This is a genomic window from bacterium, assembly GCA_017744355.1.
GTDB lineage: Bacteria > Cyanobacteriota > Sericytochromatia > S15B-MN24 > UBA4093 > JAGIBK01.
On the sequence record JAGIBK010000003.1, the window covers coordinates 69083 to 95493 of the forward strand.

Consider the following 26411-nt stretch of genomic DNA (forward strand, 5'->3'; position numbering starts at 1 on the left):
CCGTCACCCCCTTCATTCCGCGCGACGCAGGGCGCAATCCCACAAAGCAAGGTCCGAGACTGGACGCGTCCCCGCAGCGACCGTAAGATAAGGGCATGAGCGACATCCAGCACCCTTTGACCCTCAACGCCCCCCTCTGCACCACTTTCCTCGAGAAGTTCCTCGTCAACGAGGTCACGAAGGTGGGCTTCAAGCGAGTCGTACTCGGCCTCTCCGGCGGCATCGACTCGGCGCTCGTGGTCTACCTGGCGGTGCGGGCGCTCGGCCCTGAAGCGGTGAGCGTCATCGCCATGCCCTACAAGTCGAGCAATCCCGAGAGCCTCGCCCACGCGCAGCTCATCGCGGACGACCTGGGCCTCTCGCTCATGACCGAAGAGATCACCCCGATGGTTGACGCCTTCTACGCGCGCCACCCGGAGGCGAGCGCCCACCGGCGCGGCAACTTCATGGCCCGCCAGCGGATGTGCGTCCTCTACGACCACTCGGCATTGGTCAATGGCCTGGTGCTCGGCACCTCCAACAAGACCGAGCTCCTCCTGGGCTACGGCACCCAGCACGGCGACCTGGCCTCGGCCTTGAACCCACTGGGCGACCTCTACAAGACCCAGGTCCGCCAACTCTCGCGTTACGTCGGCGTCCCTGCTCCGGTCATCGACAAGCCGCCTTCGGCGGACCTGTTCGAAGGGCAGAGCGACGAGGCGGATCTCGGCTTCACCTACGACGAAGTCGACCGCTTGCTCTATCACCTGGTGGACCTGCGCAAGAGCCGCGAGGAGGTCCTGGCCCTGGGCTTCTCGCCCGAGATGCTCAAGACCGTCGAGCGGCGCATCCGCCTGAACCACTTCAAGCGCCGCCCGCCCATCCTGCCCAAGATCTCGAACCGCACCATGGACAAGGACTTCCACTACCTCAGGGATTGGGGCGTCTAAGCCTCGCTCGAACGTTAGTAGGGCGAGTCCTTCGGTTTCCCCCCCTTGGGCCAGTCGTGGACCTTCGGCCCGAAGTCGGGGCGGGGCTGCGAGAGCAGGTAGGCGGCCACGTCGTACGCCTGCTGGTCGCTGAGGGTGCCCCCCTGCCCCAGGGGCATGTTCCACTTGATGAAGGCCGCCGCCGTGTCGAGCCGCGCCATGCCGGCTCCGATATTGAAGGAGCGCTCGCCCCAGAGGGGCGGGAAGGCGGCCGTCCCTTGTCCATCGGGCCCGTGGCACTGCGCGCAGCTCGTCCCGTAGACCTGGCTTCCACGTTTCGCGTCAGGGGGAGCGGACGGGCTGATCCGGGAAAAACCTTGGCCTTCGACCTTCATGCCCGTCGGCACTCCCTCCGAGAGCCAGGCCATGTAGGCGACCAGGGCGGTCATCTCTCGGCTCTCGTAGGGCAGGGCCTTGCCGTTCAGGCTGCGCTGGAAACAGTCGTTGATCCGATCTTCGATCCGATCGACCTTTCCGCTCCGGGCGCGGTACTGGGGAAAGCTGGCATACACCCCGACGTACGGGGCCGCCTTCGGCTTGCGGCCCGCCTCCAGGTGACAGTTGGTGCAGCTCAGGGCGTTGCCGACGTAGGGCTTGGCGAAAACGCCCGTCTGGGTGACGATCCGCTGGCCGTATCGGATCGTCTCGCCGCGCACGTCCGAGGGGAGCATCGCCTCGGATGGCGGGTTGAAGGGGGCGACGGGGGCGGCACCCGAAGATGGCGTCGCCCCGAGCGCCAGGAGCGCCCAGGCGGTGATCGCCACTGCTTGCAAGTTCATGGCGCCTCCTCGCTTCGCGGCACGCCCTCAAACGAACGGCCGGCCACTCGAATGAGCAGCCGGCCGTTTGTTTGAGGGATGTTACTTCTTGGTCGCCTTCTTGGCGGCCGGGGCCTTCGCAGCCGGCGCCTTGGCGGCAGCCTTCGCGGGGGCCTTGGCGGCGGTGGTCTTGGCCGGAGCCTTGGCCGCAGCCTTCAGGGTCGCGGGCTGGGGAGCCGAGGCGGCCTCAGCGGCGTACTCGGTGGCCAGCTCGACCAAGAGGCGGACGCCGATGCCGGTCGCGCCCTTGGGCACGTAGGCGGAGCCCTTCTCGTTCCACGCGGTGCCCGCGATGTCGAGGTGGGTCCAGGGGTAGTTCTTGGCGAACTTCGACAAGAAGGCGCCGGCGGTGATGGTGCCGCCCGCGCGGCCGCCCGTGTTCTTGAGGTCGGCCACGTCGCTCTTGATCAGATCGAAGTAGTCGTCCCACATGGGCAGCTTCCAGGCGCGCTCGGCCGAACGCTCGCCAGCCTGGCGGACCTTCTCGCCGAAGGCGTCGTCGTTGGTCATCAGGCCGATGGCCTGGGTGCCCAGGGCGATGACGCAGGCGCCGGTCAGGGTCGCGAGGTCGACCACGCCGCGGGGCTTGTAGCGCTCGGCGTAGGTCAGGGCGTCGGCGAGGATCAGGCGACCCTCGGCGTCGGTGTTGATGACCTCGATGGTCAGGCCGCTCATGGAGGTGAGCACGTCGCCGGGGTGGATGGCGTCGCCCGAGGGCATGTTCTCGGTGGCGGGCACCAGGGCGACTACGTTGACGGGCAACGCGAGCTTGGCGATCGCGCGGATGGCGCCGATGACCGCCGCAGCGCCGGCCATGTCGTACTTCATCTTCTCCATGCCCTCGCCGGGCTTGATGGAGATACCGCCCGAGTCGAAGGTGATGCCCTTACCGACGAAGACCAAGGGAGCTTCCTTGTCGCCGTTGGGCATGTACTCGAGGACGATGAAGCGGGGAGGCTCGGCGTCGATGGAGCCCTGGGCGACACCCAGGAACGAGCCCATGCCTTCCTTCTTGATCTGCTTCTCGTCGAGGACCTTGCAGGTGATCCCGACTTCGGCGGCCATCTTCTTGGCCATCTCGGCCATGGTCGAGGGGGTCAGGTCGTTGGGGGGCATGGAGACCATGTCCCGGCTCAGGGCCACCGCATCCGCGATCGCCTCGGCCTCGGCCTGGGCCTCGCCGATGAGCTCGGCCTGCGCCTTGTCGGCGGCAAGCAGGGTCACGCCGTCGAGATACTTGTGCTTGTCCTTGTTCTCGGTGCGGTAGACGTTGAACTGGTAGTTACCGAGCAGCATGCCCTCGACGAAGGCGCGAGCGGTCGCATGCGCGTCGATGTCCTCGGCGTCGAGGCCGAAGACCGCGGTCGAAAAGGTCTTGATGCCCAGGTCGCGGGCAGTCACGGTCGCCTTGCCGGCGGCCTGGCGCACGCGCTCCACGGTCAGCTCGGCGGGCTTGCCGAGGCCCACGAGCAGCAGGCGCTTGGCGCCGAGCTTGCCGCCGGTGGGGATCATCATGGTCTGGTTGAGCTTGCCGGCGAAGTCGCCCGACTTGAGCACGTCGGCGACGATACCGCCGAGGGCCTTGTCCACGGCCTGCGCGTCGGCGCCGAGCTTGCTCTCACCTTCGAACAGGGCGATCGCGATCAGTTCGCCTTTCTCGGCGGCCGGAGCACCGGTCTTGATGGTTAGCTTCATAGAGACTCCTCAATTCGTTCGACGGCCTGAGCGATCCGCTTATTTAAGCCCGTCTAAACCCCATGATAACAGATTTTCGCGCATGCTCGCTCGCGCGCAGGAACGTGACGAGCTTGTGAGGTTTCGATAAATCTATCAGGGGACGGGTATAGTCATGTCAGGCGAGGGTCATCCCCCTCGCCCCTCGCCGGCCTACTTTCAGAAATGGTTGACGGATTCGCATGAGCACGTCGATTCGCACGCCCCTCGAAGCCCTGCAGCCCGGGATGGTCCTGGCAGAGCCAGTCTTCCATCCCTCGGATCGGCAGCAGTTACTGGGGCCCGGCACCGCCATCACCCCCCAGAACCTCTCGCTGCTCTATCGCGCAGGGGTCGAGGCGGTCACGGTGATCAACTTCCAGGCCCAGCCCGTGAAGGCACCCTCCCGCCCCTTGGCGGCTCCCGTGCGGCAGACGGCCAAGACCGGCCCCCTGGGGCGCCTCTTCGGCGCGAACGAGGCCCCCGCGAAGCCCGCCACCCCCGCTCCGCCTTCCCGCGCCGAGACCGGCGCCCTGTCGCGCTTCACCGAGAGCCGCATCGAGAAGCTCGCCCGCGACGTGGTCACCCACAACGTCGCCTCGATCCGCGAGATCGCCAACACTTACAAGGAGTCGGCAGCCATCGACTTCGAGAAGGCCGACTCGTGCGTGCAGACCACGCTCCAAGAGATCGTGATGAACAAGGAGATCCTCAACAGCCTCTGCGATCTGCGGGTCTACGACGAGTACACCTACGCCCACTCCGCCAACGTCATGAGCCTTAGCCTCCTAATGGGAGTCACCCTGGGCTACCCCATCGACAAGCTGCGCCTCCTGGGGATCGGCGCCCTGTTGCACGACGTGGGCAAGAACCTCATCCCCGACTTCATCCTCAACAAGCCCGGCAAGCTGACCGAGGCGGAGTTCGCGGTCATGAAGACCCACTCCGAGAAGGGCCTGCGCCTGATCCAGAACCACCGCTGGGCCACCCCCGAGATCAAGGGGATCGTCCTGCACCACCACGAGAAATGGGCGGGCGGCGGCTACCCCTACGGCCTCAAGGGCAACGACATCCCCGAGATGGCCCGGGCCGTCGCAATCTGCGACGTGTGGGACGCCCTCATCTCCAACCGCGTCTACAAGAAGGGCATGCCCCCCAACCAGGCCTACCGGATCATCCTGGAGGGCATGGACACCCACTTCGAGCGGCGCATGGTCTGGGCCTTCCAGAACTTCATCGTGCCCTACCCCAAGAACGCGCTGGTGCTGCTCAACTCGGGCGAGATCGCGAAGGTCGCCCAGGTCAACCGAGAGGACCCGACCCGGCCGGTGGTCGAGATGGACGGCCAGCTCATCGACCTGGGCAAGCACGGCCGCCTGGTGGTCCAGGACCTGTACCGCCCCGAGGTCAAGGCCTAGGCCGGCGCCTGAGGTATAATGGGGCGAAACGTCCCACGATACCTTGAGGAAGAACCCACCACCATGGCGAGAACGGTCAAGTGCGGCCTGATCCAGGCCGCGAACGTCGAGAAGGACACCTCCAAGCCCATCGAAGCGATCAAGAAGGCGATGATCGACCACCACGTCGCCATGATCCACGAGGCCGGCAAGCAGGGCGTCCAGATCCTTTGCCTGCAAGAGATCTTCTACGGCCCGTACTTCCCGGCCGAGCAGGACACCCGCTGGTACCAGGCCGCCGAGCGCATCCCCGACGGCCCCACCGTCAAGCTCATGCAGGAGCTGGCCAAAGAGCACCAGATGGTGCTGATCGTCCCCATCTACGAAGAGGAAATGGCGGGCGTCTACTACAACACCGCCGCGGTGATCGATGCGGACGGCACCTACCTGGGCAAGTACCGCAAGCACCACATCCCGCACCTGCACCCCGGCTTCTGGGAGAAGTTCTACTTCAAGCCCGGCAACCTGGGCTACCCCACCTTCGAGACCCGCTACGCCACCATCGGCGTCTACCTCTGCTACGACCGGCACTTCCCCGAAGGGGCCCGGGCCCTGGGCCTCAACGGCGCCGAGATCGTCTTCAACCCCTCGGCCACGGTGGCGGGCCTCTCGGAGTACCTCTGGAAGCTGGAGCAGCCCGCCCATGCGGTCGCCAACGGCTACTACGTCGGCGCCATCAACCGGGTGGGCCACGAGGCCCCCTGGAACATCGGAGAGTTCTACGGCCAGAGCTACTTCTGCGATCCGCGCGGCCAGATGGTCGCGGTCGCGAGCCGTGACCAGGACGAACTGCTCGTCGCCGACCTGGACCTGGACATGATCCGCGAAGTGCGCGACACCTGGCAGTTCTTCCGCGATCGCCGGCCCGAAACCTACGACGACCTCACGACCCAGAGCCGGTAACAGCCAGCAAGAGGCCCCGGAACCAAACGGTTCCGGGGCCTCAATCTTTGTCGGACTACTCGACCATCACCGGGACCATGGTGGAGTCCACCATGCCGTGGATAGCCTTCTTGTCCGCCGGTGCCACGGTGGCCAGGATCCCGTGCAGGTGCGCCTGTTCGCCGTCCACGAAGTAGTAGGGACAGAGGCGCACGCGGCCATCGAACTGGCGGATCTCGCGCCGGTTGAAGTCGTAGTACCGGCTCTGGACCTTGGCGGGCTTGTGGTACTCCTGCAGCAGGTACGGGGTCTCGGGGAAGCTCGCAAGCGCCGCCTCGACGCGCGTGGCCCACTCCTCGGAAGGGGTGTCGCTGCCGAAGGTGATGCCCCGGCTGCCCCAGGCGAGCTCCGAGAAGCCCGAGGGCTTGAGCACGAACTCGCGCTGCTTCTTGGTGGTCGGGATCAAGTCGCGGAAGTCGCTGACCGGGCGTCCCTCGACCGTGAGGCCCGGGATCACCCCGTGCGGCGGCAGGGGGCGCGCATCCACGATCCAGGTGCGGGGCAAGAGCCGCTCCATGGCATGGAAGCTCTCGGCGCCCAGCTCCTGCTCCCAGTAGCCCTGGAGCATGGGGTGGTGGAAGAGGGCGAAGAGCATCTTCTCTTCGAGGAAGGTCTTGAAGGGGGGCGTGACGACGACCTGCTGCTTCTTGGCCGCGTACATCATCAGCTCGGTCTTGGGCACGTTCTTGAGATCGAACAGCTCGAAGAAACGATAGATGACGTCGAGGCGCTCGGCGTCGAGCCAGAAGGCCTCGTCGGCGTAGCGCAGCTGCTCGGGACGCACGACCTGGACCCGCAAGAGCCCCGCGGCGTTGAGCGCGTCGGCGACGTGGGCCATCTCGTTCCAGTAGTCGTTCGACTCCTGGGAGATGACGATGGCGACGAAGGGATCGGCCACCTCGGGCACCTGGGCACGGATCATGCGGGCGAAGCCATGCAGCATGCCGTCGGCGCCGCCCACGGTCTCGAAGCCGAGCTTGGCGTAGGCCGTCGAGAGGCTCGAGACGAAGCCCTGACCGCCGGGCACCGAGTCGAGCTCGCAGGCGATCGCGCGTCCCTCGTCGGTGAAGATGAGGTCCGGCCGGATGATCGCCGGCACGAGCTTCTTCTGGCGATTCATGCGGGCGTACTCGATCAGGTGCTCGGGCTTGCCCTGCTCCAGGTACTCGGCCACCCAGGGCGCGATCTTGCCCTTGACGCTCTCGTAGTAGAGCTTGTTGGCGGCCTGGTAGAACCGCAGCAGGTGGTTACCCAGGCTCTTGACGTAGAGGTACGTCTCCTTGGAGATGCAGAAGGGCTCCGGCGCGATGCGCCAGGGGATGTGGCTGTCGGGGTGATGGTCGCGGGTGGTCGATTTGAAGATCGCCTCCCCCTCGGCCATGCGGTTGAGGCTCAGGCAAGCCTCGACCGGATCCACGTGAGAGGGCTTGAGCGCACAGTTTCCGACAATGGTCATAAGCTCGGCCTAGTTGTTGCCGGTGGCGCGCGAGACGCCCCAGGCGATGAGGATCACCACCAGTACCAGCACCATGCCGATGCCGAACCAGGAGTCCTTGCCCCCCTCGCCGTGCTCCCCGTCGCCGAAGTCGCGGTCCTCGATGCCCAGGGCATCCAGGTCATCGGCCTTGAAGCCCTCGGTCGCGGTGGGCGGGGGGATGGTGATGCCCGTGAACTGAGGCGTCTGAAGGTAGCTGGCCTTGGCCTCGGACACCATCAGGGCCCCGCAGTGCTTGCAGAACTTGGTGTCTTCCTTGTAGCCGCAGCTCGGACAAGTCATCATCGCGTCAATACCTCAATGCGTGCGAATGAACCCTGCGAGCCGGCACGACGCGCGGCACGCAAGACCTCCATTATCGTCGATCGCGGCCCGTCTGAAAAGGGGGCTAACCTTTCGTTAGTGACTTTCGCGCCGTTCGAGGATCACGATGCCCGGCGGCCAGGGGATTCCCGCCGGTTGCGGCGACAGGATCCGGGCCCCGTCCCCGTCCACCTGGAAGCGCGCGACCCGCTGGAAGGTGCCCCCGCCGCCGTCCTTGACGGTGAGAAAGACCTCGTAGATGCCCGGGGTACGCGGCGGCAGGTAGGCGCTGTAACTGGTGGCCAGCGAGTCCGAGGCGACCGGCACGCTCTCGGAAGCGACCGATAGCCAGCCTGCGCTGGTGCGCCAGTTGAAGGCCATCATCCCCACCCCGCTCGCAAGGGCCATGAGTTCGAAGGGGCCGCGCTTCTCCAGGGTGGAGGCAGGGCGCGCCTCAAAACGGACGATCAAGGGATTTTGCTCGCTGCGCGGGCCGTAGGCCCCGGTCAAGTGGTCGCAGGCGCTCAACGACGCCACGATCATCGCCCCGGCCACAACCCAGCCCATCCACTCGCCTGCCTGACGCATGGTGCAGACCTCCCGGGCTGCGCTTATGCAGCCAAGGCTTACGATACCTGCCTTCACGCCCATGCCACAGGCCGGGACCGACGAAGTTTCACGCATGCCTCGTGCGATATGACCAAAGCTAATTTCTGAGCTTGAGCGTCAACACCAGGCGCTTGATGCCGCGCGGCGCGGTCATTTGAAGCTCCACCCGGCACGAGCCGGCGGGCAGCGTGGCAGGGAGCCGGGTCGTCACTTGCCAGTCACGTTTGTCCACCCGGCGCAAGGGGATGGGTGGCGATCCCTCGAAGCGCAGCCAGACCTGACGCGCCGTGGCGATCGCCCGGACCCGCACAGTGACGGGCCGCCCGCGCACGGCGGGGTCGGGGGTGAAGACCACGGGCGGCGGCGAGTTGTGCGGCGCTTGAGGCTCGGCCGCCGTCTCGAAAAACTCAGCGGACAGGGAGCCGTCGAGCTTGAGCAGGGGGGCCTCTTTCTGGCTCACGACGAAGTCCAGGTCGTCGCGTGCGGCCTGCTCTTTCAGAGAAATGGCATGGGCCTGCTCTTCCCAGGTATAGTCGCCGTCCATCGAGGAGCTCGCAAGGCGTACCACGTAATGGCCCGCCGGCAGGGCCTCGAAGGCGTAGCGACCTTCCGCGTCGGTCCATGTCTCGCGCGCCTCCTCGCCTTCGAGCGCCACGGTGAGCGACGCCACGCCGCGCCCCTGGCGATCGCGCACGCGGCCCGCGAGGCGGCGCGCGAGCTGGACGTCGAAGCGCAGGTCCAGAAGCTGCTGCCCCTTGGCCAGGGTAACGGCGCGCACGGTCTGAGCAGGCGCGATCGCAAGCGCCAAAGGCAAGCGATTGGCGTCGAGCGACACGAGGTGAGGGCCCGGCGTGACCTCGTCGAAGGCAAAGCGCCCATCCGGGGCCACCGTCGCAACCTGCACCCGATCCAGCAGGACCCGCAGCTCGCCTGTGACCGTGCCGGGCGGCAAGAAGACGCGTCCGCCGAGGCGCGCCGGGCGCTCATCAGGCGTCCTCTCGCCCGGTGGCCCGAAGCGGCTCTCGTAGCGAGCGAGCCAGCGGGCACTCGCCGGCCCACCGATGCTCTGTTCGAGCGCCCCCGTCGCGCTGAGCTGCTCGCTCTCGGAGAGCAGGGTGCTCAGATCGAGGCTCAGCCCCACGCGGCTGCTCGGATCGAAGGGTTCGGTCGCCAGGTGTTCGAGAAAGGCGCCGCTACGGACCTGCACCCGTCGATCCAGGAGCGGCCCGCCCCAGGCGAGGCCGTGCAGGAGCCTGGTCGGGGCATCCGCGCGAAGCGTCACGTTCTCGTTCCAGTCCAGGGCGCTGCCGAACAGGCCGCTCTCCTGCAAGCCCAGCAGGTGCTGCTGAATGGGAGCACCTGAGAAGTGGCTCTGCCACCACTCCCAGCGGGCCCGGCTGCGCTGCGCGAACGGCAGCTGAAAGGTCAGCTCGCTCGCGAGGCGGTCGAAGCGCAGCGCATAGGACGTAGAAGCGCTGGTCGTGAGCATGTCGCTCTGCGAGTAGCTCACGTTCGTGCCGGGCCCCTGCCGTGGCTGGTAGGCGAGCCCCACCATGGCAAAGCCCGATTGCTGGCGCGGCAGGGCCGCATCCCCGGCCAGGTTGAGCATCCCACGCCCCATGGTGGCGTTGGCCTGCCATTCCCCCGAGAGCTCCGCTTTCAGGGACGCGTTCCAGTTCTCGCGCCCCCCCTCGCGCAGGAAGGCCTGGTAGCGAACCGGCTGGAAGTCGGCCCCCTGGCGCAGGTAGGTACCCTGGAAGCGCAGGCGATCCCATGGCACCTCGGCCGACCAGCGCGTCCCCCAGTCGGGACGCGCGCCTCCGAGCGCGGCGGCGAGGTCCCCTTCGAGACGCGTCCCGCCCTCCACGTAGGCTGCCCCGACGCTGGTGAGGCCGCCGCGGATCGCAAGGTCCTCGTCGTCCTGGGCGAGCAGCCTCCCGCGCAAGACGAGGCGATCGGAGAGGGGCGTCTCCGCCTGGGCGCCGGCGAGGGTGCGGCGGCGCTCGGCCGAGGCGATGGCAGGGCGATCGCGTCCGGCGAAGGCCATCCCCTTCCAGTTGCGGCCCTGCAGGTGGGCTCCCCCACCGCGGATCGCCAGGTCGTCCATCAAGAGCGCGCCCAGCGAGAGCGCCTCGTCGCCGATCGTCAAAAAGCCACGATCGCCCAGGTGGCCGACGAGGCTGAACTCACCGAGTTGCCAGGCCTGGTCCTGCCGGTCGGCGACCGAGCGAAAAGACCAGAGCGTGTCTCCCTGGCTCCCGCGCAGCGACAAGCCCAGGCGCGACGTGCTCATGCCCTGGCCCGCGTCGCCCCCGTAGCGGCTCGCCCCTTGATGAAGCTGCATTTCGCCCGAGGGCAGCCAGGGCATGAGGCGCAGGGGGTTGAGCACCCCTTCCGGCAAAGGAGTGGTCGGCACCTTGAGAATGGTTCCCTGGGTCGAAGCCGGTGGTGGCGAGGGTGCGGCCTTCTTGACGCGCTTGACCACGGGCACCTTGGCCTCGGGCAGCAGGAGCTGTTCGCTCGGCACGGCCCCCCACGCCGCGCCGGCGAAGCCGAGCACCCCGATTGCGCATGCCCAGCGGCAAAGCGTACGCAAAGGCTATCGTTCCAGGAAGGTCTCCGCCTCCAGGGCCTCCTCGCCGCCATAGTCGAGGGAGACCTGGGCCTGGTAGCGTCCCGGGGCGAGGTCCTTCTCAAGGGGAAGCTGAAGCAGGCGCTTGCTTTCGCGGATGAGGGCCACGTCCTCGATCTTGAGCTCCGCGACGGTCGTGCCGTCCGGTCGACTCAGCTTGACCACGCCCGAGCACCGCACATGGACCTTGCCGGGATTCTCCAGCACGAGGCCGACCCGCGCAGGGGCCTTGCCCTTAGGCGGTAGGTAGGCGACGCCCCCGATCGTGGCCTGCCGCTCGAACGGCGGAACCGCCACGTACAGGGTGTCCCCCAGGCGCTGGCTGAAGAGGATCATGGAGCGACCCTTCTTGGTGGGCACCTGAGGCGGTGTCGTCTCGAAGAAGAGCATGCCCTGGTACTCGCCCGGCTCGACGCCCGCTGGCACCGCCACGTTGACCCGGACGGCCTGCTGCTGGTTGGGCAGCAGCACGAACTGCGCCGGCGAGAAGGTGACGAAGCGCTGCGCGGAGTACGCAGACTTGCCCGGCAGCAAGAAGAGCATCTCCCCCGACGGGTGAAGGCCCCAGTCGGAGTAGTAGGCGCGGACCCGCAGGGCGTCTTTACCCGAGTTGGCGACGGTGACCGAGAAGGCCTGATTCTCGCCAGGCGTCACGACCAGCTCCTGGCGCGCGGGAAAGATCGACAGCGAGGAGAGCCCAGCCTTGGCGGGGGATGCCCAGGCGAGACTCAGCAGGCAGAGGGCCAGGAAGAGGAGGGGGCGAGCTTGGTGCTGCACGGAAGAGGCGCCTTTCAATACCCGGCCGCCGTGTAGGTGACGGTCGAGACGTACGTATCGGAGGTGTAGGCCCAGCTGGGCAGGAACCGGTAGTCGAAGGTCAGGATCCCGCCGTCGGTGCGGCCGTCGAGCGTGGCGAGGCTCAAGGCCTGCTGGCTGAAGGCGTCCCAAACGCCGTTGCCCCGGCTCAGCTGCACCTGCGCCCTCACCGCCTCTCCCCCGACCGGCGGCCGCGAGGGGCTCGCGCGAAAGAGGAAGCTCGAAAGGGGGAGGGTCTCGCGCTCCGAGGTGGGCGCGGTCGCCGCGACCGAGAGGGTGGTTTGGCCATAGTTGCTCTTGAGCGTGACCACCGCCGCGCCATCGGCCTGATCGGTGCCGGGGGCCTCCGGGTCGGAGACCAGCTGGATGGGCCCCGTGTTGACGGTGAGCGTCAAGCGAGGGGGCACCGTCACCGCAACGGTCGTGGGGGTCAGGACCGCGGGCGGTGCGGCGCCGCTCGCGAAAGCGGCGGTATAGGTCAACTGCGACGTGTAAGTGGCCGGGGCGTACGCCCAGTCGCTGTCCACCTGAAAGCTCAGATCGAAGGGCGTCTCGGCGGAAGGCCCCGAGAACGAGGCCACCGTCTGGTCCGTTTCGCTCAGGGCACGGGGCGCGGCCGAGCCGAGACGGAAGGTATAGGCGCCGAAGGGGATGGTGTTGATGCCGTCCGAGAGGGGCCTTGCCCGGATGGCGAGCGTCGTCGCCTCCCCTGGCCGGGCGTTGCTCTTGAGCACCGCCCTCACGTTGGAGGTGGCGGGCGAAGCCGCCAGCGGATCGGCCGTCAACGTGAAGTGACTCGGCGGGACCGAGAGGGCCACGCGAGGCGGCACGGTAAGCGCGATCGCGAGGCTGGTCGGCAACACCGGCCCATCCTCGAGGCGGTATCCGTAGCTGAGGCCTGCCGAATAGGTGCCCCAGGGCTGCAGCCAGCTGTTCTTCAGCTTGAGCTGCGTGTTGTAATACCGGGCACCCTTCTTGCTCTTGCTCAGCCCGAACTGGCGCGTCGCGGTCGCAAGGGCCTGGTTATTGGGGTTGCTCCGCGATCGCGTGGCCGTCCAGACGGACTTGGAGTCGGTCCCGGCCCCGTCCCAGACCAGGTTGGCGAGCGGCATGCTGCCGAACGAGGATAAAAGGTCGCCCGACGCGCCGAGGAAGGCCCCGACCTCGTCCTTCTTGGGGGTCAGAAACCAGAGCGGATCCTGGAGCAGGCCGCCGAGATCCAGGTCCAGATCGAGCGAAAGACCATCGTCGGGGCCGTTCTGCGAATAGCTGAGTTCGTACTGGATACCGGGGGAGAGGATCGAGACGGGCTCCGTATCAGGGTTGGAGGCCTCCATGACCCCTACCAGGGAGACGGCACCGCCAAGGGGCGCCCCCGTGGCGGCGTTTTTCAACGACGTCACGGGCGGCGCCACCTTGGAATCAGCGATCGCCTCGGTTGCCAGTCCCAGCCATGTCGCCACGACCAGGAGGGACAGCCGACGCATGCTTAGGGGGCAGCGACGGTGTAGGTCACGGTCGAGGTGTAGTCGCCCGCGTCATAGTCGAAGCTGTTGCCGAGCAGATAGGTGACGTTGACGTGGGCGCCGTTCTTGCCGGTCTTCGTGTTGAGGTCCTTCACCGAAGTCGCCGTGGTGTCCGAGAAGGTGACGGCGGTGTTGGAGCTATCCACCCGGTACTTGAAGTTGGAAAGGGGAATCGACGAGCCGGCCGCGGTGCCCGCGCCCTGCGGGGCGGTGGCGGTCACGCTGACCTTGGCGCCGCCCTTGTAGTTGCTGAACACGGTGAGGCCCGAGGCGAGGCTCGAAGCGGTGCCGTCGGCCGCGTCCGGATCGACGGTCAGGGTGCCGGCGAGGTTGTCCATCACGATGGAGAGACGCGCCGGAACGCTGATGTTGACGGTGTGGGTGCCGTTGGTGGCAGCCTGCGCCACGGGGGCCATGGCAACGAAAAGGCCGAGCGCGAGGGCGCCGGCGCTAAACTGGGTGATTGACTTCATCATTCGAAGGGGGCCTTTCTGAACAAGAGGGCTTCGCCACGATGCAACATGGCAACGCGCGAGCGGAAAAACTTCAGCTATCGGAGTTATTCCCTTCGCCTAATGCATTCTTACGAAAGACTTCATATAGAAATAATAAAGACTTAGTGAAGGTCAAGCACCACGCGCCTTATCGCTTCACGTCCGTCTTCTAACGCAAGGGCCACCAGCGTCTGGGGATCGCGCTACGGTGCTCGGCCACCCATCGATAGAGCCGATCTTCCCCCCACCGCACGGGAGGCACGTGATAGAGCAGGGCCAGGCAGCCCCAGACGCCGCCGAGGGCGCGGAAAGTTCGATTGATCGCCGCTGCCCCTGCGTAGCGTCGTCCCTGAGGCTCGATCGCCCACGCCTCGCGCGCGGCTTGCTCACGCGTCAAGCCCAGCTCCTCGAGCAGGCCAGGTTCCTGAAAGGGAACGGCCTGGATGCGGCCCGCGCGATCGCGGGCCCTCACCCAGGCCACGGTATCCCGGCACAAGCCGCATTCCCCATCGTAGACGAGGATCAAGCGCTGCGCGTCCACCTCGGGGCTCAGTACATGCCGAACCGGTCGGGAGTCTGGACCAAGTTGCGATCGCGCTCCATGGCCCCCGCCTGCATCTGCTGCGCGAGCTGGGCCTGTTGCTGCTGAGCTTGAAGCGACCCCGCCTCGAGGCCGGTGGTCTGGGCGATCGCCTCGAGTTGCTTCTTGATATCGTCCAGCTTGCGCGCCACGTCGAGAGCGGCCGCCCCGCCGCCTCCTTGGCCGCCGCCAGCGTCGAGGCCCCCGTCACCCTTGCCCGGGGCGGCGTCCGCCATTTGCTGGAGCTGGGCGAGCTGGGCCATGAGGGCCTTCATCGCCTCGGGATTGGCCCCGCTCGCCAGGGCATTCTTGATCAGCTCGCCGAGCTGCTTGATCTCCTGATCCAGCTTGGCGCCGACCTCTTGGAGCTGTTTGAAGTCAGGAGCACCCTGCGCGCGCTGCAGCGCCTGGAACCCACCGCCCCCGATCCCGTCGATGCCCATGGCGTTCCTCCTTGATGAATCACGCGACTCGTCAAGTTATCCCGCCAGGGATCCTCGAAGTGACCTTCCAGGAAATAAAGGAGCGTTTGGCTTGCGTTAAATCTTCGTTCGAGTGGCTCAGATGTGATAGCCGCGGAAGCGCTCGGTCTTGGCCTGCGGGCGCAGCACGGCCGCGTCCTGGACCCGGGCGGCCTCCTGGGCCACGCCGAAGTAGTCGAGCCACTCTTGCGGGGCGTCGATGGTCTCGCCGCCGTGGCTCGTCAGGCGCGATCGCACCTGGCACAGCACCGGAGTATTGATCGCAACCCCCGCCACCACCACTTGCCCCTTGGTCAGGGCCGGCAGCTCGTCCAGCAGGTCGCGCCCCGCGCCCTCGACCGAGCTTGCGATGGTCTGCTGGTCGATGGGGTTCACGATCTTCATGATGAACTGGGTCATGCACTGGGAGAGCACGTCGCTGTCCAGCTTGCCCGGTCGCTGGGTGATGAGGCCGACCCCCACGCCGAACTTGCGGCCCTCGGCGAGGATCGTCTTGAGGATCGGGGTGCTGACGACTGTGGCCCCGGCCGGTGCGAAGCGGTGGGCCTCTTCGAGCAGCACGAAGACCGGGTAAGGCACGTAGGTCTCGCCGTCGTGGACCTTGCCGTTCTTGGTGTCCATCCGCGCGCGGTTGATGCGCCTGAGCAGGGTCGAGACGATCACCTGCTGCATGTCCTGGTCGATCTCGTTGAGCTGGATGACCGTGACCTGGCCGGGGGCGAACAGCTCGGGCAAAGGCAGGTGGTCCCGGTCGTGGAAGATCCGCGATCGCGCGAAGCGGTCCTCGAGGCGCCAGCGGATGCCCTCGATGGTGCTCGCGTTGGAGGACGGATCGTCCTCGGCCCCCTCGGTGCGCATGGCATCCAGCGCGTTGAAGAGGTCCTGGAGGCCCCACAGGTGGCCGTCACCCTTGCGGCCCCGGACCCGGTCGAAGGCCTTGCCGAGGAAGGCGTTCATCTTCTCGCTCATCATGGGCAGCAGCGATCGCACGTCAGTCTCGGTGAGGCTCGAGAAGCGGATCCGCACCTGATCGTGCGGGATGATCCGCACCCGAGGCCGGTAGCCGCCCTGCGAGAAGGCCGGATGGTTCTCGAACTCGCGGAAGGTGTGGTACTCGCCGTGGGGGTCGATGACGAGCACCGCCGCGCGGTTGTAGGGGCGCAGCAGCTCCTCGATGAGCACACCCGCCGTGTAGCTCTTGCCGGAGCCGGTGGAGGCCAGAATGGCCAGGTGGGTCGAGACCAGGTTCTTGACGTCCAGCACCACGGGCACCTCGCCGGCCGCTCGGGTCAAGAGCGAGCCGAGGTGGGCCGAGCCTGGCGCCCCTTCGGTCTTGGGGCTCAAGACCTCGGTCAAGAAGGCGCTACTGGCCAGGTGGACCCGCGCACCCGGATCGGGCATCATCCGCGGATTGACGAAGCCCTTGAAGCGCGGATCGAAGTAGCCCGCGATCGAGACCGTCACCTCGTAGAGCTCAGGGGTGGCCGCGTCGAAGCCGATCAGCTCGGCCACCTCGGAAGGCGGGATGTGGGGATCCGCGAGGAAGGCGTCGGGCAGGGTGCGAACGATGGCCTTCTCGGTGATCTTGCCGAGGATCAGGCGCTCGGTGCCGTCCACCGACACCGGGTAGTAGACGAACTCGCCCACCTTGGTGCGGGCGTTGTCCGGGGTGATGAAGCGGTACTCGTGGGCGCTCTCGCCCGGGCCCTTGACGGTGCCGATCAACAGGTCTTGGCTCATCACTTCACCGCCTGGATGGTTCGCTGCCAGTTGAGCGCGTTGCGCAGCACCCCGAGCCGTGCGCGATCCTCAGGGCAGAGGGAGTTGAGGCGATCGAGGACCGCAAGGAGCAAGCTAAGGCTCGCAGGGCCTCCGTTCGCCTGCACCAGGGGCAGGTAGCGCAGCTGGAGGCGCCCCGTCTCGTCCCGGTGAAAGCGAACAAAGTCCTCGTCCGGCAGGGTCTCGACCTCGGAGTGGACCGGGATCACCTCGCCCGGCACCTCGTGGACCCCGTGCAGAGCGCCCAGGCGCCCGAGCAACAGGACGCTCACGAGCGTTGCCTGCTCGTCGATGAGGTCCGGCGTGAAGACCCGGATCTCTTGGGGCGAGTTGCTCAGGCGGGGACCGAAGTGGCCGAAGTCGGGGTTCTGGAGCTGGGAGTCGAAGACGATGCCGATCGCATCCCCCGCCAGGCGCACGAAGCGGCCGAAGGCGTAAGCGCCAGGCTCGGGAGGCTCGGGGATCTCACCCGGATGGTAGATCTGGCAGACGTAGTCCAGGTGCGATCGCGACGAGACGATCTTTCCGATGCGCAAGGCCTTCCCTCCAGTCGAAGCAACCTTTCGATTCTAGAACAAACGATTGATGTCCGGCTAGCGGCGCCGGAGCTTGGAGAGGGCCTTCTTCGAGAAGCGCAGCGGCACGCCGCGCACGTCGAGGAACTCCTGGACGGTGCGGTAGAAGCCGTCGCGATCGGCCGCCGAGAGCACCGCCGTCGCATCCGCCGCCGCCAGCGTGTAGGGGTAGCCGCCGCCTGCGATCGCATCGGCGCGCACCACGTCCAGCACCTCGTCCAAGAGGCCCGCCTCCTGGATCCAGAGGGGGTACTCCAGGCGCGCGGGCGGCGCGTCGGCATTGGTCTGCAGGTAGCAGAAGCCGATGCGGCGGGCCCAGTCTCCATAGTTGTCGAGGATCCCCTCGCGCGCGCAGATGGCGGTCGGGGTGCGATCGCCCCACTCCAGGCGACCCGCAAGCAGCGCGGCGTCGCTGACCCCGCCGGTCCCCGAGAGGCCCCGCCAGCTGGCGAGCATGGTCGCGAGGTCGTGGGCGTAAGAGGTGTCCACGTAAGCGATGAGCGGCACCCGCGCGGCCTCGGCGTCAGCCAAGAGCCCTCTCACGAGCTCCACGTACCGAAGTGAATAGGCGTCCTGCTTGCGCTTCTCAGCAAAGGAGACCACCAGGCTGCCGTCCAGGTAGACGATGCGCCCGGGCTCACCCGGCGCGGCCAGGTAGCGCCTGAGGGCGGCCACCTCCAGCTCGAAGCGCGCGAGGTCCACCTTGCGCTTGGGCGGGCCCACCTCGTCCTCCTTGAGGTCGTCGGGGCCCAGCACTCGCACGTCCACGTCCTTGCGGTAGCCTGGGGCCTCGGCGGCATGCAGGTTCTCGAACCACCCCACCTGGACCAGGGCCACCGGCAGCGAAAAGCGCCGATCGGGCTCGATCTGGCTGCCGTCCGCCGCGAAGGTCGGCCGGCCCGCGAGCTTATTGAAAGCCCAGGCCCTCGCCGCGGAGTGGTCGTTCCATGAAAGGCCGAAAGGGATCCGCGCACCCCGGTCCCACTCTTCGGTGGGCAGAGCGCCGGGCGCATCGAAAGTGGCAAGGGCCGCCCCGAGCGACGCGGCATCGGCCTCGGAAAGCGCATCGAGGGCCGCGACGAGCGCTTCGAGCCGTCCGGTCAGGGCGGCGTCGTAGGCGTCGAACGCGCTCGCGCAGGCTTCCAGGGCCCCCAAGAGGCGATCGCGGTAGAGCATGCTCAGGCGTCGAGGGCGTGGTCGAACTCGCGCGCCATGATGAGAGCCTCCTCGGGGATGTCGGCGACACCCAGGTCGGTGGTGACCCAGGCCTCGCGCCCCAGGGCGAGGTTGGCGTCGTGATAGCCCTGCTGAATGTAGGTCTCGCGCAGCTCAGGGTGGAAGAACCCCTCGAAGACGTCACCCGGCAAGGACGGCCGGGGGAAGATGGGGATCAAGCGCACGATCCGCCGCCCCAACAGATCGTCGAGGCTCTTGTAGCCTGCCGCCAGGGCCAGGGTCTCGTTGAAGGTGTTGGCGAGGACATTGCCGTTCTTGCCGCGCTTGAGCAGCTGGTGAAGGCGAGCGAGCTTGTCGTTCTCCTTGCGGACCTTGCGGTAGTTCTGGACGACGAAGCGGCCCGCGAGCATCGAGAAGACCCGGCCCAGGACCCCGTAGAGCGTGTCGGGCTCGTGCTCGGGTCGATCGACCACCGTCACGCCCGACACCACCAGCACCGTGTCGATGTCAGGATCCATGCTGATCACGCGGCCGATGGGCGCGTTGTCCATCAGGCCGCCGTCGAACAGCATCGCGCCGCTCGCCGCGTCGCGGGTGGGCGGGAAGAGGAAGGGAAAGGAGCTCGACGCCTCGATCATCCGCGTCAGGCGGGGCTGGACGTTCGCCTCCCATTCCTCGTGGGTGGTGTCGGCGCTCCAGACGTAGTCCTCGTAGACCGAGTAGCGCGCAGCAAGCTCCATGGCGTCGCTCAAGGAGGTGGAGCCCATCAGGTCGGTGGCGACCAGGCTCAGCTTGACGGGCCGCTTGATGACCTGCGGAAGGCGGACGTAGTCCTCCATGATCTGCCGGACGAAGTGGTGGGAGATGAGCGAGGCGAAGTCGCCACGGATCAACTGCTCGAAGGCGAAGAGGGAGTCGAAGCCGATGCGGGGGCGGTACTGCCGGCGCAGGGGGTCGACCCCGATGCGGTTGAAGAGGGTGCGCAGGTTGCGGCGCTCCAATTCGTCGCCGTCCATCCGGCCGAAGCCGTGGTAGAGGTTCTGCGCGTTGACCGTCTCGCGCCAGTGGTACACCAGCTCCGACTCGACCGCCTGGCCCGTGAACTGACCGGCGGCAATGAGCTGGGCCGCGAAGGTCCCGTTGATGGCCCCCGCCGAGATGCCCACGATGGCGTCGGGGTAGATCTGGTGCTCAGCGATGGCCTTGAGGACGCCCGCTTCGTACGCCCCCTTGGCGACCCCGCCGCACAGTACCAAGCCTACCTTGCCCATATCGTGTCCCTCCGCGCGAGCGCCATCGCTTGCACCCTCCTTGTACCCAGCAGGCGCCGGATCGTCGCGCTTACAGCAAAGCGGGCCTTATCCGAAAAAATGGCCAAAATGCTGAGGGCAAGTAGCCAAATATCAGGATGACAAGGTCACCACCTGGCTTTCAGGCCCAAGCTCGCCCCCCGAAAAAGCGCGAGAGCACGCGTTGTAGAAGGATGGACCAGCCCCTAGCATCGACGTCGGCGCACAGGGGGACGAGCTTCATTGCTCGGGGCTCCCCAACACCGCCGGATGGCCCTCGGGGCCGGGAGGTTGCGAACGATGAAACGGGTGAAGATGTCGACTTGGATCATCGGCGGCTTAGCCGTTACGGCGACAGCAGCTTGCTCGACCGTGGTTCCGAACACCCCCACGGTCAGCGAAGCTCCGAAGCCCTTGGCGCAAGTCGCCCCCGATCGCACGATCCTCGCTGAGATCCAGATGCCCAACGAGGATATCTTGAAGTCGCTGCCCAAGGAGATCAGCGAAGCCGATGCCAAGAAACTGCTCGTTACGCTCCCCATAGATAAGGTTGAGGCTCCTCTGACGATGGGCGACGAGCCGTCGCGCACCACCCTGCAACGGGGCTTCCGCGGTGGCTTCCGTGGCGGCTTCGGCCGGGGCTTCGGGTTCGGCCGCGGCTTTGGTCGCGGATTCGGCTTCGGCCGCGGCTTCGGCCTCGGCTTCGGCGGCCTCGGCTTCAGCGGCCTCGGTTGGGGCGGCTGGGGCGGCTGGGGGCCACTCTGGTACCCCTACCAAAACTGGTGGTTCCCCTACACTTGGTCCGGCGCCGCCTGGACGCCCTACTACTGGCCGACCACCTGGGGCGGCTACAACTACCCCTTCGCGTGGGGCGCGCGCGGACGTTGGTGGCCCTCCGTCTGGCGTTCCCGCTGGATGTGGTAAGCGACACCTAGCGCGCGCATGGCGCGGGATCCGCTCGGATCCCGCGCCATGCGCTTTTTGAGGCGCTGAAACACACCAACCCCTTGGTGGCCCATCCGGAAAAATGGCCAAAGTGCTGAGGGTAAGTCGAACGATCTCGCTGCAAGAGGGGTGGGGACCTCGATCAGGGCCGAAGCCCGCCCCCTGCGAAAGCGCCAGAGCACGCGTTGTGGGATTGATGGCCAGCCCCTAGCATCGACCTCGGCGCACAAGGGGGCGAGTTGCTCCTCGGTGTCGCCGAACGGCCCCAAGGGCCAGGAGGTTGCGAACGATGAAACGGGTAAACATGTCAACCTGGATCGTCACGGGTCTCGCCCTCACGGCAGCCGGTTGCTCGACTGCGGCTCCGAGCGTCCCGCCCGTCAGCGACACGCAGAACCCGACCCCTCAAGTCGCCCCTGAGCGCGGCGTTCTCGCGGAAGGCCAAGAGCCCAACGCAGAAGTATTGAACGCGCTGCCCAAGCGGATCAGCGAAGCCGATGCCAGGAAGATCCTCGTCAACCTGCCCGCTGACAAGGTCCAGGGCTCTTTGACGGGCGACGACGACCGTAGCATCATGCAGCGTGGTCGCGGCGGTGGGTTCCGGGGCGGTGGGTTCCGGGGCGGTGGGTTCCGGGGCGGCGGGTTCCGGGGCCGTGGCTTCACGGGTCGCGGGTTCCGGGGCCGTGGCTTTACGGGTCGTGGCTTCCGGCGATTTACGGGCCGCGGCTTCCGTAACAACATCTTCGTTGGCGGCCTCGGGTTTGATACTTTCGCCTACTATCCCTACGCCAACTACTACTATCCGTACTATCTGTACGACGGCTACTACTATCCGTACTCCTACCCCTACTACGGCAATTACTACTATCCGTACTACTACGGCGCTGGCTCGTACTACTATCCGAGTTACTGGCGCTACGGCCGCCGGTGGTGGTAGGCAAGGAGCATCTTGCCGATGGCGCGGGATCCCGGCGGATCCCGCGCCGCTTCTTGTTTTGCGCGTGATTCATTCGTGATTTGGCCGCAACACGCCGCCCTTACCATCGAAGCCGTCAGCCACATCCCGAGGAGGATCCCGATGGAGAGCCAATCGCCCGAACTGGAGCAACTCTTTCGCACCATCTCCCTGGCCACCGTCGTCATGGCCGTGGTCTGGCTCGGGCTCTTCCTCACGGATCCCCCGAGCGTCCTCGGCCCGGCCAGCTTTGCCCAACCCCGCCCCGAGGCCAGAGTGCTCGACGCCTACGACACGAGCGAGCGAGCCGAGACCTTCCGCGCGATGGTCAAGGATCTGAACTAGAAGGCGGTGCTATAATGGCCGCATGGCAAAGAAAGTCGCAATCGGACTCAGCGGCGGGGTCGACAGTGCCGTCGCCGCCTACCTCCTCCAGCAAGCGGGACACGAGCTGGTCGGGGTCACCTCGCTCAACTACGCCGAGTCTCGCTGCTGCGACGCACGCTCCGTCTTCGAGGCCAAGCGCGTCGCCGAGTTCTTGGGCTTCCCGTACCACACCATCGACCTGATCCTGCCCTTCAAGCAGCGGGTGGTGGACGCCTTCACCGAAGGCTACCAGGCGGGCCTCACCCCCAACCCCTGCACCATCTGCAACGCCGAGGTCCGCTTCGAGGAGCTCTTCGACGAGGCCGAGTGGCGCTTCGAGGCCGAAGCGATCGCGACCGGCCACTACGCCCGGGTGCGCTACAGCGAGGAGCACGGTCGTCACCAGCTCTTGCGCGGGGTGGATGCGAGCAAGGACCAGTCCTACATGCTCTACCGCCTCGACCAGCGCCAGCTCGCGCGTGCCATCTTCCCGCTCGGCGAGCTCCACAAGACCGAGACCCGCGCCATCGCCGAGAAGATCGGCCTCGAAGTCGCCAAGAAGGCCGATAGCCAAGACGTATGCTTCGTCATGGGCGACACCCTGGGCTTTATCAAGCGCGAGATCGGCGATCGCCTCTCGCCGGGCCCCATCGTGGACACCGAGGGCAAGCGCCTCGGCACCCACGAGGGCATCGCCTACTACACCGTCGGCCAGCGTAAGGGCCTGGGCATCACCAGCGCCCAGCCCATGTACGTGGTGCGGCTCGAGCCTGCGACCAACACCGTGGTGGTGGGCCCCCGTGAGGCGGTCCTGGTCGATTCGCTCGTCTCGCGCGAGGTCAACTGGGTCTCGTGGGCCCGACCCGACGCCCCCTTCCGGGCCGAGGTCCAGATCCGCTACAAGACGACACCCGCCCCCTCGACCGTCACCCCCACCGAGGACGGCTTCCGGATCGACTTCGACGAGGGCCAGTTCGCGGCCTCTCCCGGCCAGGTGGCTGCGGTCTACGTGGGGGACGTGCTGGTAGCAGGCGGCGTGATCGCTGTTTCCTGACCCCTCGGCAAAGCGGGTGCCCAACGGCACCCGTTCTTTTTTGCTTGACAACTGACCAGCGGTCATTTATTAATTGACCATCGGTCAGTTAAAGGAGCCCCCCCATGCGTCGCGCCCGCCACAGCGAACAGAAGCTCGAACGACGTTCGTGCATCCTCGAAGCCGCGCTCGCCCTGTTCGTCGAGACATCCTTCCAGGCCATCACCATGGCCCAGGTCGCCGAGCGGGCTGGCGTCGCCAAGGGCACGCTCTACCTCTACTTCACGAGCAAGGAGGCTGTCTTCCTCGCGATCCTGCAGGAGCAGCTCTTGCCCGCCTACTTCGACGGGGTCGAGCGCGCCCTTGGCGCGCTCAGCCCGCCCACGGGGCCGCACAGCCTCGCGCGCCTCATCTGCGAGCCGTTCCGCGAACGACCCGAGATCGCGCGCCTGCTCGGCATCCTGCCGGGGATTCTCGAACAGAACCTCTCGCTCGAAGCGGCGATTTCCTTCAAGCGTTTTCTGCTCGCGCGCACCGCGCAGGCAGGCGCCACCCTCGAGCGAACGCTCCCCGTGCTCGCACCCGGGGATGGCCTGCGGCTCATCCTCCGCAGCCACGCCTTGATCATCGGCCTCCAGCAACTCGCGGACCCCAGCCCCCTCGTTCGCACCGCCTACGAGGCCCCCGGCCTCGACGTGTTCAAGCTGGATTTCACCCAGGAGCTCGAAGCCACCCTCGGCATGCTCTTCGCCGGGCACGCCCTCGTGACAGGAGAATCCAATGAATCTCACCAGCCTCAAGGGTAGGACCGCGCTCGTGACGGGCGCCTCGAGCGGGCTCGGCAGCGACTTCGCGCGCCACCTGGCCGAGGCGGGCTGCCACCTGGTCCTCACGGCCCGACGCGAAGAGCTGCTCAAGGCCTTACAGCAAGAGCTCAGCGAGCGCCACGGCGTCAGGGTCGAGGTCGTCGCGCTCGACCTCGGCGCGCCGGGCGCCCCGGACCAGCTCTACGAGCGCCTCGCAGCGGACGGCATCGAAATCGACGTGCTCGTCAACAACGCGGGCTTCGGACTCTACGGCGACTTCCTGGACATCCCCTGGGAGCGCGAGCGCGCCATGCTGGAGCTCGACATCCTCGCCCTGGTGCATCTCACCAAGCGATTCGCCAAGGACATGGTCGCGCGCAAGTTCGGCTATATCCTCCAGGTGAGCTCGATCGGGGCCTACCAGCCCACTCCGACCTACGCCAGCTACTCGGCGGCCAAGAGCTTCGTGCTCAGCTTCGGCGAGGCGCTCAACCACGAGCTCAAGGGCACCGGCGTCTCCTGCACCGTCCTCTCGCCAGGCGTCACGGCCACCGCCTTCCTCGAGGTCTCGGGCCAGGCCCCCACCTTCTACCAGCGCCTGGCCATGATGCGGAGCCCCGAGGTCACGCGCATCGGCCTGCAAGCGCTGCTGCGCCGCCAGTCCAGCGTCGTGCCCGGCCTCTTGAACGCCGTGACGGCGTGGTCCACCCGCCTGATGCCCCGACCGTTCGCCGCCGCCGTCGCCCACCGCCTGATGCGCTAGGCGCAAGGCCCCGACCAAGGAGGTCCCCGTGAGCCCCGATGCCCTCCCTGCCACCATGGACGCCCAGCGCGCCTTCTTCCGGAGCGGCAAGCCGCACGAGCCGGAATTTCGCATGGAGAGCTTGCGCCGGCTGCAAGGCGCCCTCCAGCGCCACGAAAAGGCGCTCCTCGACGCGCTGCGCGCGGACCTCGGCAAGTCCGAAGCCGAGGGCTACCTGACCGAGGTGGGCTTCGTCCTGCAAGAGGTCCGGCATACCCTCAAGCACCTGCCCCGCTGGGTCCGCCCCCGCCGGGTGCCGACGCCCCTCGTGTTCCAACCGGCCAGGCAGCGTCTTTACTATGAGCCCCTGGGCGCGACGCTCATCATGGCCCCCTGGAACTACCCGGTCGGCCTCACCCTCTCGCCGCTGGTCGGTGCGATCGCCGCGGGCAACACCGTCGTCCTGAAGCCCTCGGAGCTCGCGCCGGCCTCCTCGCGGGCGATCGCCGAGCTGGTGCGCGACGCCTTCGACCCCGCGCACGTGTCAGTCGTGGAAGGCGGCAAGGAAGTCTCCCAGGCCCTCTTGGCCGAGACCTGGGACCACATCTTCTTCACGGGGGGCACGGGCATCGGCCGGATCGTGGCCAAGGCCGCAGCCGAGCACCTCACCAAGGTGACCCTCGAGCTGGGCGGCAAGAGCCCTGCGATCGTCACGGCTCAGGCCCGCCTCGACGTGGCGGCCCGCCGCATCGCCTGGGGCAAGTTCACCAACGCGGGCCAGACCTGCGTGGCTCCTGACTACCTGCTCGTCGAAGCGCGCGTCTACGCGCCCTTCCTCGCCGAACTCAAGGCGGCCATCCGCGCCATGTACGGCGAGAATCCCGCCACGAGCCCCGACTACGGGCGCATCATCAACGGGGCGCACTTCGAGCGCCTGAAGGGCCTCATCACCCCGGAGGCGCTCATCCTGGGCGGGGAGCACGACGCCCAAGCGCGCTACATCGCTCCGACCCTCCTCGGCGACGTGCCTGCGACGCACCCGGCCATGCAGGACGAAATCTTCGGGCCCATCCTGCCGGTGCTCAAGGTTCCGGACCTGGAGGCTGCGATCGCGCGGATCTCCGAGCACCCCAACCCGCTCGCGCTCTACGTGTTCTCAGAGGATCGCCGCGAGCAGCAGCGGGTGATCGCGAGGGTGCCCTTCGGGGGCGGCTGCGTCAACCACACCATCGTTCACCTGGCGGATCCGAACCTGCCGTTCGGTGGGCGCAATCAGAGCGGACTCGGGGCCTACCACGGGGAGCACTCGTTCGAGGTGTTCTCCCACCGCAAGGCCGTCCACGAGGCGGCGACCTGGCTCGACCCGACCCTCAAGTACCCGCCCTATGCGCGCCAGCTGCCCCTGTTGCGCAAGCTGCTCCGCTAGATCCGGAAGCCCTGGGCGGGCAGCTCGCCACGCTCGCGCAGGCGGGCGATCGCCTTCTCGACGGTCTCACGCTCGCTCTTGTAGGTGAGGATGGGCAAGGTCTCTTCGAGCGACCACCAGCGAGCCTCGTCTACCTCTTCGCAGGCATCGGTCGCCTCGCCGCTCACGTAGCGCAACAGGTAGAAGTGAACGGTCTTGTGGACCTTGACCTCTTCCTCCTTGGCGTAGAACCAGTAGGAGATGGTGGAAAGGCGGTCGATGACCTCGCCCTCGATGCCGGTTTCCTCGAAGATCTCGCGCCGGGCGGTCTGCTCGAGCGTTTCGCCGGCTTCGACGCGTCCCTTGGGCAGCGCCCAGACGCGCCCGCCGCGGATGGCGATGAGCGCGATCTCGATGCGATCCTCGTGCCGGCGAAAAACCACGCCGCCAGAGGATACCTGGTGCTTGACCTTGGCCAAGAGGGCTTCCTGTCCTTTCCAATGCC

Annotated in this window: 26 protein-coding genes; 10 read left to right on the top strand and 16 right to left on the bottom strand. The window is 67.0% G+C overall.

The features are described 5' to 3' along the window. The first annotated feature begins 95 nt into the window (after positions 1 to 95). On the top strand, positions 96 to 929 hold the full coding sequence (locus J7643_09180) for an NAD+ synthase (GenBank protein MBO9540748.1): 834 nt from the start codon (positions 96 to 98) through the stop codon (positions 927 to 929). Between the two features lie 14 nt (positions 930 to 943). On the opposite strand, the gene J7643_09185 is transcribed toward J7643_09180, so the two are convergent. Together J7643_09185 and J7643_09190 are read right to left on the bottom strand one after the other, a co-directional pair. Next, entirely contained in the window at positions 944 to 1747 is an 804-nt protein-coding gene (locus J7643_09185; protein ID MBO9540749.1) for a c-type cytochrome, read from the bottom strand. Between the two features lie 81 nt (positions 1748 to 1828). After that, positions 1829 to 3481 (bottom strand): leucyl aminopeptidase, encoded by a 1653-nt coding sequence (locus J7643_09190; GenBank protein ID MBO9540750.1) that lies wholly within the window; start codon positions 3479 to 3481, stop codon positions 1829 to 1831. Between the two features lie 221 nt (positions 3482 to 3702). Here J7643_09190 and J7643_09195 point away from each other — a divergent pair, with 221 nt between their 5' ends. Then, positions 3703 to 4917 (top strand): HD-GYP domain-containing protein, encoded by a 1215-nt coding sequence (locus J7643_09195; GenBank protein MBO9540751.1) that lies wholly within the window; start codon positions 3703 to 3705, stop codon positions 4915 to 4917. A gap of 63 nt (positions 4918 to 4980) precedes the next feature. Continuing rightward, a complete protein-coding gene (locus J7643_09200; protein ID MBO9540752.1) occupies positions 4981 to 5859 on the top strand; it encodes an acyltransferase in 879 nt (292 codons plus the stop codon). A 55-nt stretch (positions 5860 to 5914) separates the two neighbouring features. Here J7643_09200 and J7643_09205 read toward each other — a convergent pair whose 3' ends face one another. The 13 genes from J7643_09205 to J7643_09265 all read right to left on the bottom strand — a co-directional run bounded on the left by J7643_09205 (position 5915) and on the right by J7643_09265 (position 19636). Then, on the bottom strand, positions 5915 to 7354 hold the full coding sequence (locus tag J7643_09205; protein MBO9540753.1) for a hypothetical protein: 1440 nt from the start codon (positions 7352 to 7354) through the stop codon (positions 5915 to 5917). A gap of 9 nt (positions 7355 to 7363) precedes the next feature. After that, the gene (locus tag J7643_09210) at positions 7364 to 7678 is read right to left on the bottom strand and encodes a zinc ribbon domain-containing protein (GenBank protein ID MBO9540754.1); all 315 of its coding nucleotides are present in this window, start codon (positions 7676 to 7678) and stop codon (positions 7364 to 7366) included. A 114-nt stretch (positions 7679 to 7792) separates the two neighbouring features. After that, the gene (locus J7643_09215; GenBank protein MBO9540755.1) at positions 7793 to 8284 is read right to left on the bottom strand and encodes a hypothetical protein; all 492 of its coding nucleotides are present in this window, start codon (positions 8282 to 8284) and stop codon (positions 7793 to 7795) included. Between the two features lie 118 nt (positions 8285 to 8402). Then, entirely contained in the window at positions 8403 to 10901 is a 2499-nt protein-coding gene (locus J7643_09220; GenBank protein ID MBO9540756.1) for a carboxypeptidase regulatory-like domain-containing protein, read from the bottom strand. A gap of 3 nt (positions 10902 to 10904) precedes the next feature. After that, positions 10905 to 11714 (bottom strand): hypothetical protein, encoded by an 810-nt coding sequence (locus J7643_09225; protein MBO9540757.1) that lies wholly within the window; start codon positions 11712 to 11714, stop codon positions 10905 to 10907. A gap of 14 nt (positions 11715 to 11728) precedes the next feature. Further along, positions 11729 to 13240 carry a hypothetical protein gene (locus J7643_09230; GenBank protein ID MBO9540758.1) on the bottom strand — a complete coding sequence of 504 codons (1512 nt, stop codon included), beginning with the start codon at positions 13238 to 13240 and terminating at the stop codon, positions 11729 to 11731. A 2-nt stretch (positions 13241 to 13242) separates the two neighbouring features. Continuing rightward, complete coding sequence (locus J7643_09235) at positions 13243 to 13755, bottom strand: hypothetical protein (protein MBO9540759.1); 513 nt, start codon at positions 13753 to 13755, stop codon at positions 13243 to 13245. 187 nt (positions 13756 to 13942) lie between these two features. After that, positions 13943 to 14314 carry a DUF393 domain-containing protein gene (locus tag J7643_09240; GenBank protein MBO9540760.1) on the bottom strand — a complete coding sequence of 124 codons (372 nt, stop codon included), beginning with the start codon at positions 14312 to 14314 and terminating at the stop codon, positions 13943 to 13945. A gap of 8 nt (positions 14315 to 14322) precedes the next feature. Then, the gene (locus J7643_09245; protein ID MBO9540761.1) at positions 14323 to 14796 is read right to left on the bottom strand and encodes a hypothetical protein; all 474 of its coding nucleotides are present in this window, start codon (positions 14794 to 14796) and stop codon (positions 14323 to 14325) included. A 117-nt stretch (positions 14797 to 14913) separates the two neighbouring features. Continuing rightward, on the bottom strand, positions 14914 to 16575 hold the full coding sequence (locus tag J7643_09250) for an ATP-binding protein (protein MBO9540762.1): 1662 nt from the start codon (positions 16573 to 16575) through the stop codon (positions 14914 to 14916). Further along, on the bottom strand, positions 16575 to 17150 hold the full coding sequence (locus J7643_09255; protein ID MBO9540763.1) for a hypothetical protein: 576 nt from the start codon (positions 17148 to 17150) through the stop codon (positions 16575 to 16577). The genes J7643_09250 and J7643_09255 overlap by 1 nt, the downstream gene beginning before the upstream one ends. A gap of 57 nt (positions 17151 to 17207) precedes the next feature. Then, positions 17208 to 18365, bottom strand: a complete 1158-nt coding sequence (locus tag J7643_09260) for a DNA double-strand break repair nuclease NurA (GenBank protein MBO9540764.1) — start codon at positions 18363 to 18365, stop codon at positions 17208 to 17210. A gap of 2 nt (positions 18366 to 18367) precedes the next feature. Then, complete coding sequence (locus tag J7643_09265) at positions 18368 to 19636, bottom strand: patatin-like phospholipase family protein (protein ID MBO9540765.1); 1269 nt, start codon at positions 19634 to 19636, stop codon at positions 18368 to 18370. A 333-nt stretch (positions 19637 to 19969) separates the two neighbouring features. Here J7643_09265 and J7643_09270 point away from each other — a divergent pair, with 333 nt between their 5' ends. The 7 genes from J7643_09270 to J7643_09300 all read left to right on the top strand — a co-directional run bounded on the left by J7643_09270 (position 19970) and on the right by J7643_09300 (position 25927). Continuing rightward, complete coding sequence (locus J7643_09270; protein ID MBO9540766.1) at positions 19970 to 20578, top strand: hypothetical protein; 609 nt, start codon at positions 19970 to 19972, stop codon at positions 20576 to 20578. A 325-nt stretch (positions 20579 to 20903) separates the two neighbouring features. Further along, positions 20904 to 21536: a hypothetical protein gene (locus J7643_09275; protein ID MBO9540767.1), complete on the top strand. Its 633-nt coding sequence runs from the start codon at positions 20904 to 20906 to the stop codon at positions 21534 to 21536. 141 nt (positions 21537 to 21677) lie between these two features. Continuing rightward, positions 21678 to 21899: a hypothetical protein gene (locus J7643_09280; GenBank protein MBO9540768.1), complete on the top strand. Its 222-nt coding sequence runs from the start codon at positions 21678 to 21680 to the stop codon at positions 21897 to 21899. Between the two features lie 22 nt (positions 21900 to 21921). Then, positions 21922 to 22974 (top strand): tRNA 2-thiouridine(34) synthase MnmA, encoded by a 1053-nt coding sequence (gene mnmA / locus J7643_09285; protein ID MBO9540769.1) that lies wholly within the window; start codon positions 21922 to 21924, stop codon positions 22972 to 22974. A 104-nt stretch (positions 22975 to 23078) separates the two neighbouring features. Beyond that, the gene (locus tag J7643_09290) at positions 23079 to 23759 is read left to right on the top strand and encodes a TetR family transcriptional regulator (protein MBO9540770.1); all 681 of its coding nucleotides are present in this window, start codon (positions 23079 to 23081) and stop codon (positions 23757 to 23759) included. Continuing rightward, complete coding sequence (locus J7643_09295; GenBank protein MBO9540771.1) at positions 23734 to 24522, top strand: SDR family oxidoreductase; 789 nt, start codon at positions 23734 to 23736, stop codon at positions 24520 to 24522. Before J7643_09290 ends, J7643_09295 begins: the two co-directional genes overlap by 26 nt. Positions 24523 to 24577: 55 nt before the next feature. Continuing rightward, complete coding sequence (locus J7643_09300; protein MBO9540772.1) at positions 24578 to 25927, top strand: aldehyde dehydrogenase; 1350 nt, start codon at positions 24578 to 24580, stop codon at positions 25925 to 25927. On the opposite strand, the gene J7643_09305 is transcribed toward J7643_09300, so the two are convergent. Further along, positions 25924 to 26385, bottom strand: coding sequence for an NUDIX hydrolase (locus tag J7643_09305; GenBank protein MBO9540773.1), 462 nt, complete (start codon positions 26383 to 26385; stop codon positions 25924 to 25926). The genes J7643_09300 and J7643_09305 overlap by 4 nt on opposite strands. Between the last annotated feature and the right edge of the window lie 26 nt (positions 26386 to 26411).

What these genes read in the sequence shown, in the direction of transcription:
- J7643_09245 (MBO9540761.1), bottom strand. Translation starts at nt 14,796, where the DNA reads ATGGGCATCGACGGGATCGGGGGCGGTGGGTTCCAGGCGCTGCAGCGC.
- J7643_09300 (MBO9540772.1), top strand. Translation starts at nt 24,578, where the DNA reads ATGGACGCCCAGCGCGCCTTCTTCCGGAGCGGCAAGCCGCACGAGCCG.
- J7643_09270 (MBO9540766.1), top strand. Translation starts at nt 19,970, where the DNA reads ATGTCGACTTGGATCATCGGCGGCTTAGCCGTTACGGCGACAGCAGCT.
- J7643_09280 (MBO9540768.1), top strand. Translation starts at nt 21,678, where the DNA reads ATGGAGAGCCAATCGCCCGAACTGGAGCAACTCTTTCGCACCATCTCC.
- J7643_09195 (MBO9540751.1), top strand. Translation starts at nt 3,703, where the DNA reads ATGAGCACGTCGATTCGCACGCCCCTCGAAGCCCTGCAGCCCGGGATG.
- J7643_09215 (MBO9540755.1), bottom strand. Translation starts at nt 8,284, where the DNA reads ATGCGTCAGGCAGGCGAGTGGATGGGCTGGGTTGTGGCCGGGGCGATG.
- J7643_09250 (MBO9540762.1), bottom strand. Translation starts at nt 16,575, where the DNA reads ATGAGCCAAGACCTGTTGATCGGCACCGTCAAGGGCCCGGGCGAGAGC.
- J7643_09295 (MBO9540771.1), top strand. Translation starts at nt 23,734, where the DNA reads ATGAATCTCACCAGCCTCAAGGGTAGGACCGCGCTCGTGACGGGCGCC.
- J7643_09275 (MBO9540767.1), top strand. Translation starts at nt 20,904, where the DNA reads ATGTCAACCTGGATCGTCACGGGTCTCGCCCTCACGGCAGCCGGTTGC.
- J7643_09290 (MBO9540770.1), top strand. Translation starts at nt 23,079, where the DNA reads ATGCGTCGCGCCCGCCACAGCGAACAGAAGCTCGAACGACGTTCGTGC.
- J7643_09235 (MBO9540759.1), bottom strand. Translation starts at nt 13,755, where the DNA reads ATGATGAAGTCAATCACCCAGTTTAGCGCCGGCGCCCTCGCGCTCGGC.
- mnmA (MBO9540769.1), top strand. Translation starts at nt 21,922, where the DNA reads ATGGCAAAGAAAGTCGCAATCGGACTCAGCGGCGGGGTCGACAGTGCC.
- J7643_09190 (MBO9540750.1), bottom strand. Translation starts at nt 3,481, where the DNA reads ATGAAGCTAACCATCAAGACCGGTGCTCCGGCCGCCGAGAAAGGCGAA.
- J7643_09205 (MBO9540753.1), bottom strand. Translation starts at nt 7,354, where the DNA reads ATGACCATTGTCGGAAACTGTGCGCTCAAGCCCTCTCACGTGGATCCG.
- J7643_09210 (MBO9540754.1), bottom strand. Translation starts at nt 7,678, where the DNA reads ATGATGACTTGTCCGAGCTGCGGCTACAAGGAAGACACCAAGTTCTGC.
- J7643_09180 (MBO9540748.1), top strand. Translation starts at nt 96, where the DNA reads ATGAGCGACATCCAGCACCCTTTGACCCTCAACGCCCCCCTCTGCACC.
- J7643_09200 (MBO9540752.1), top strand. Translation starts at nt 4,981, where the DNA reads ATGGCGAGAACGGTCAAGTGCGGCCTGATCCAGGCCGCGAACGTCGAG.
- J7643_09265 (MBO9540765.1), bottom strand. Translation starts at nt 19,636, where the DNA reads ATGGGCAAGGTAGGCTTGGTACTGTGCGGCGGGGTCGCCAAGGGGGCG.
- J7643_09185 (MBO9540749.1), bottom strand. Translation starts at nt 1,747, where the DNA reads ATGAACTTGCAAGCAGTGGCGATCACCGCCTGGGCGCTCCTGGCGCTC.
- J7643_09260 (MBO9540764.1), bottom strand. Translation starts at nt 18,365, where the DNA reads ATGCTCTACCGCGATCGCCTCTTGGGGGCCCTGGAAGCCTGCGCGAGC.
- J7643_09230 (MBO9540758.1), bottom strand. Translation starts at nt 13,240, where the DNA reads ATGCGTCGGCTGTCCCTCCTGGTCGTGGCGACATGGCTGGGACTGGCA.